4 protein-coding genes are annotated in these 5,664 nt (G+C 68.8%); 2 read left to right on the top strand and 2 right to left on the bottom strand.

From position 1 onward, the window contains the following. Together ACN675_RS27320 and ACN675_RS27315 are read right to left on the bottom strand one after the other, a co-directional pair. A partial coding sequence (locus ACN675_RS27320; protein WP_420753801.1) for a coiled-coil domain-containing protein occupies positions 1–746 on the bottom strand: 746 nt, incomplete at its 3' end. A 446-nt stretch (positions 747–1,192) separates the two neighbouring features. Then, entirely contained in the window at positions 1,193–1,699 is a 507-nt protein-coding gene (locus ACN675_RS27315; protein WP_420753800.1) for a DUF6676 family protein, read from the bottom strand. 346 nt (positions 1,700–2,045) lie between these two features. Here ACN675_RS27315 and acnA point away from each other — a divergent pair, with 346 nt between their 5' ends. Both acnA and ACN675_RS27305 read left to right on the top strand, forming a co-directional pair. Next, the gene (gene acnA, locus ACN675_RS27310) at positions 2,046–4,850 is read left to right on the top strand and encodes an aconitate hydratase AcnA (protein ID WP_420753799.1); all 2,805 of its coding nucleotides are present in this window, start codon (positions 2,046–2,048) and stop codon (positions 4,848–4,850) included. 261 nt (positions 4,851–5,111) lie between these two features. Continuing rightward, positions 5,112–5,664, top strand: a 553-nt coding sequence (locus ACN675_RS27305) for a TetR/AcrR family transcriptional regulator (RefSeq protein ID WP_420753798.1), incomplete at its 3' end; no start/stop codon positions are given.

Below are 5,664 nucleotides of genomic sequence, written 5' to 3'. Positions count from 1 at the left end.
GCATCCAGTTCGGCCTGCGCCGCCGCACGCTCGATCTCGATGCGCTGCTTGTCCGCAGCCTGCTGGTCCAGCGCCGACCGGGCCTGCGCGATCGCGCCCTCGGCGTCGGCCTTGCGCTGTTCGGCCGCCTCGGCCGCCGCGTCGGCCTCCTGCTTGGCCGCCCGCGCACGGGAATTCTTGTTGGCTTCCTCGGTGCGGGCACGTTCGAGCGCGTCGAGCACGGCATTGCGCCCCGCCGACAGGAGCCGCATCACCTGAGCACGATCGAGCAGCTCATCCGGTCCGGCCGAACCGAGGAACGCGGACAGCGACGCGGCGTTGATGCCGCGGGTGTAGCTGCTCCGGGCGAACGCGTCGAAATCGCTCTGCGCCTGCTGGATCCGGATGCCGGCGTCGCGGAGCGCCTGCTGCGACTGCACGACGGCATAGGCGGCGGCGTCGGCGGCGTCCCGGGCGTTCTGCAGGTCCACCAGCGCGCGATTGACGTTCTCGCGTTTGATCGCGACCTGGTTCTCCAGCTCGGCGAGCTGCTGATCGGCGGACGCGATGCGCACGATCAGCTCGCCGACGCGGTCGATGCCGGTGTCGACGGCCGCTCCGGCGGCCGCGAGTGCGTCGTCGCTCGGGTTCGGAGGTGGTTCCGGTACCGCCCCCACCGAGGCGGCGGTCCCCACGAGCAGTGACGCGACGAGTCCGAGTGCGATCAACAGCCGGCGTCCGATGAACAGCCGGCGTCCGATGAACAGCCGTCCGGCCGGCAGCCGCGACCCGGCCCACGGCCGTGGGCCGGTTCCCCCACCGCGACGATGCCGCCGCGACCCGAACCGTCGCGAATCTCCCCCGTGGAAACCGAAGCGCGTCACATCATTTCTCCCTCGGTGGTGTCGCGGACGAAACCGATCCGCCGCGCCGAGGGAAGGACTGCACGCTGCATCGGATCGCGCGCCGCGCGATCTGTCCGCAGAGCCGTTCCGCCGCCGTGGACTGTGGTCCCACGACGGCAAGTGCGACACTCCTTCCCCAAGAGCGCCAATGGCACCGTACGACACATCGGGCTCATTTCGCGCGACTGTCACAGATAAAGCCGCAAAATTTTGTCCGTGTCGACGAAGGGTCGACGAAGGCGCGGCCCGGGTGAGCGCACGGAAGGACGGCCGCTCCGACACGGAGCGGCCAGGTGAAGGAGTGTTCGCTACCGCACGTCGGGTTCGACGATCGCGGCCTCGTCCTTGCGGCGGCGCACGGCCTTCGCGGCCGCGGTCGCGCCGGCGGCGGCCGCGACGAGCACGATCAGCACGACGGTCCAGGCGGTCCAGTCCGGACCGGGTTCGGTGATCGAGTCGACGAAGTTGCGGGTGGAGACGACCGGGTCGCCGGTGTACGTGCGGTCCTGCGCCGCCTCGAGGGTCACCCGATCGAGGCTGTCGCTGTAGGCGCCGACCCAGCCGGGGCTGAGCACGAGCACGGTGCCGCCCTGCTCGCTTCCGACCTCGGTCGCGAGGTCACGCAGTTGCGAGTCGATCCGCGGGTCCCGGTCGACGACGACCACGCGCAGGTCGATGCCGTGGTCCTGGGCGCGTTCCACCTGCTCGACCAGGTCGTCGACGCGGTCGGACGGCGCGGATACCCCGTCGTCGGCAAGGTCTGCCAGCACCTGCTCGAGCGTGACGCTCGGCGGGAGGTCCGTGGCCGATGGCACAGGAATTCGTGGCAGTGGCGCAGACATCTCTCTCCGGTGGTGCGGGGACGGGACCGCGGTCGGGCCCGATGAGTCGGATGGACTCGCAGACCCCGCGCGCGGCGACATCCGCACCCTACGCGATGGGTGCGGACGGCCGGCCCGCACCGGCACCCGGGCGCGGTGCGAGGACACAACCGAGGGTTGCGCCGCGCGCATTGCAGGACAAGCGTACTGTTAGACTCGGTGCGAGACGCCACGACACCACCACCCCCGCCCCTGGGAACACGGTGCGGTTTCGTGTGCCTCGCTTCGGCCGTCGACACAGCCCCGTCGGCGGCGAGCCTCATCTACGAGTGGAGCTGACGTGAGCACCAGTATTGATTCGTTCGGCGCCAAAGGGACGCTGGAGGTCGGAGAGAACTCGTACGAGATCTTCCGCCTCTCCGCTGTTCCCGGCACCGAGAAGCTGCCCTACGCTTTGAAGGTTCTCGCGGAGAACCTGCTGCGCACCGAAGACGGTGCGAACATCACCGCTGACCACATCCGCGCCATCGCGAACTGGGATCCCTCGGCCGAGCCGAGCGTCGAGATCCAGTTCACCCCTGCCCGCGTGATCATGCAGGACTTCACCGGTGTGCCCTGTGTGGTCGACCTCGCCACCATGCGTGAGGCCGTCACCACGCTCGGCGGCGACCCCAACAAGGTCAACCCGCTGTCGCCGGCCGACATGGTCATCGACCACTCCGTCATCCTCGACTACTTCGGCACCGCCGACGCGCTCGAGCGCAACGTCGACCTCGAGTACCAGCGCAACGGCGAGCGCTACCAGTTCCTGCGCTGGGGCCAGGGCGCGTTCGACGACTTCAAGGTCGTCCCCCCGGGCATGGGCATCGTCCACCAGGTCAACATCGAGTACCTCGCGCCGACCGTCATGGTCCGCAACGGGCAGGCCTACCCCGACACCTGCGTCGGCACCGACTCGCACACCACGATGGTCAACGGCCTCGGCGTGCTGGGCTGGGGCGTCGGCGGCATCGAGGCCGAGGCCGCGATGCTCGGCCAGCCGGTCTCCATGCTCATCCCGCGCGTGGTCGGCTTCAAGCTCACCGGTGAGATTCAGCCCGGTGTGACCGCCACCGACGTCGTGCTCACCGTCACCGACATGCTCCGCAAGCACGGTGTGGTCGGCAAGTTCGTCGAGTTCTACGGCGCCGGTGTCGCCGAGGTGCCGCTCGCGAACCGCGCGACGCTGGGCAACATGAGCCCCGAGTTCGGTTCCACCGCCGCGATCTTCCCGATCGACGGCGAGACCATCAACTACCTGCGCCTGACCGGCCGCAGCGACGAGCAGCTCGCGCTCGTCGAGGCGTACGCCAAGGAACAGGGCATGTGGCACGACGCCGCGAACGAGCCGGCCTACTCCGAATACCTGGAGCTGGACCTGTCGACGGTCGTCCCGTCGATCGCCGGCCCGAAGCGCCCGCAGGACCGCATCCTGCTGTCGGAGTCGAAGATCGCCTTCCGCAAGGACATCCACAACTACGTCGAGGAGCAGCTGCCGGCCGAGCACAGCAAGCTCGACGAGGCCGTCGAGGAGTCCTTCCCGGCGTCCGATCCGGCCGTCCTGTCCTTCGCCGACGACGACGCCGTCGTCGTCCACTCGGCTGCCAACGGCGCCCACGGCCGTCCGTCGAAGCCGGTCAAGGTCGTCTCCGAGGACCGCGGCGAGTTCATCCTGGACCACGGTGCCGTGGTGGTCGCGGGCATCACGTCCTGCACCAACACCTCGAACCCGTCGGTCATGCTGGGCGCTGCCCTCCTGGCCCGCAACGCGGTCGAGAAGGGCCTGTCCAGCAAGCCGTGGGTCAAGACCAACATGGCTCCGGGTTCGCAGGTCGTCAACGACTACTACGAGAAGGCCGGCCTGTGGCCGTACCTCGAGAAGCTCGGCTTCTACCTCGGCGGTTTCGGCTGCACCACCTGCATCGGTAACACCGGACCGCTGCCGGAGGAGATCTCCAAGGCCGTCAACGACAACGACCTGTCGGTGACCGCGGTGCTCTCGGGCAACCGCAACTTCGAAGGTCGCATCTCCCCCGACGTCAAGATGAACTACCTGGCGTCCCCGCCGCTGGTCATCGCGTACGCGCTCGCGGGCACGATGGACTTCGACTTCGAGCACGACGCGCTGGGCCAGGACCAGGACGGCAACGACGTGTTCCTGAAGGACATCTGGCCGTCCGCGCAGGAGATCGACGACACCATCAAGTCGGCGATCAGCCAGGACATGTTCCGCAAGTCCTACGCCGACGTGTTCAAGGGTGACAGCCGCTGGCAGAACCTGGAGACCCCCGAGGGCGACACGTTCGCGTGGAACCCGGACTCCACCTACGTCCGCAAGGCCCCGTACTTCGACGGCATGCCGCTCGAGCCGCAGCCGGTCGAGGACATCAAGGGCGCCCGCGTGCTCGCGCTGCTCGGCGACTCGGTCACCACCGACCACATCAGCCCGGCCGGCCCGATCAAGCCCGGCACCCCGGCCGCGCAGTACCTGGATGCGCACGGTGTCGAGCGCAAGGACTACAACTCGCTCGGTTCGCGTCGTGGCAACCACGAGGTGATGGTCCGCGGCACGTTCGCGAACATCCGCCTGCAGAATCAGCTCCTGGACGGCGTCTCGGGCGGCTACACCCGCGACTTCACCCAGGAAGGCGCTCCGCAGTCGTTCATCTACGACGCGTCGCAGAACTACCAGGAGGCCGGCATCCCGCTGGTCGTCCTGGGCGGCAAGGAGTACGGCTCCGGTTCGTCGCGTGACTGGGCCGCCAAGGGCACCCGTCTGCTCGGCGTGAAGGCCGTCATCACCGAGTCGTTCGAGCGCATCCACCGCTCGAACCTCATCGGCATGGGCGTCATCCCGCTGCAGTTCCCGGCCGGCGAGTCCGCGAAGTCGCTGGGCCTGACGGGCACCGAGGTCTTCGACATCGAGGGCATCGAGAAGCTCAACGAGGGTGTCACCCCGGACACGGTGAAGGTCACCGCGACCAAGGAGAACGGCGAGAAGGTCGTCTTCGACGCGGTCGTGCGCATCGACACCCCCGGCGAGGCGGACTACTACCGCAACGACGGCATCCTGCAGTACGTCCTGCGCAACATGATTCGGGGATAGAGACGGCTGTGCGGCTGCCTCGCCGTTCCGGTGAGGCGGCCGCCCGCCCCGTGCGCGTCGCCGCCCCCGGGCGCGACGCGCACGGTGAGCACTGTCGGCCCGCACAGGCGCCAAGCGCTCACGACCACGTTTCGCGGTGGTACACCGTCGATTCGGTAGTGGTCGTGAGCGCTTTGCGCCACGGGGGCCTTCCCACGGCCCCACGGGCCCCACGCCCACGGAAAGCCGAAGTGCTCACCGCACACGACGAAGGAGGTGCCGGTGCCCAAGGTCAGTGAGGACCATCTCGCCGCGCGGCGGAGCCAGATTCTCGACGGCGCGCGGCGCTGCTTCGCCGAACACGGCTACGAAGGCGCGACGGTTCGGCGTCTCGAGGACGCCACCGGGCTGTCGCGCGGCGCGATCTTCCACCACTTCAAGGACAAGGACGGACTCTTCCTGGCGCTCGCCCAGGAGGATGCCCGGAGGATGGCGGAGGTCGCGGCCGACGAAGGTCTCGTCCAGGTGATGCGGGACATGCTCGCCACGCCCGAACAGTTCGATTGGCTCGGCACCCGACTCGAGATCACCCGCAGGCTGCGTACCGATCCCGAGTTCGCGCGGGCGTGGACCGCGCATTCGGCGCAGCTGACCGAGGCGACCGAACGCCGGCTCGAGCGGCAGCGGGAAGCCGGCCGGCTGCGCGACGACGTGCCCACCGGTGTGCTGCTCGGCTATCTGGATCTGGTACTCGACGGTCTCGTCGCACGTCTCGCGTCCGGGCACGCGGAAAAGGAACTCACCCAGGTCCTGGACCTGGTCGAGGAGTCGGTGC

The organism is Rhodococcus sp. O3 (assembly GCF_048897285.1).
Taxonomy (GTDB): Bacteria; Actinomycetota; Actinomycetes; order Mycobacteriales; family Mycobacteriaceae; genus Rhodococcus.
This window is presented reverse-complemented; position numbering and strand designations above follow the sequence as displayed.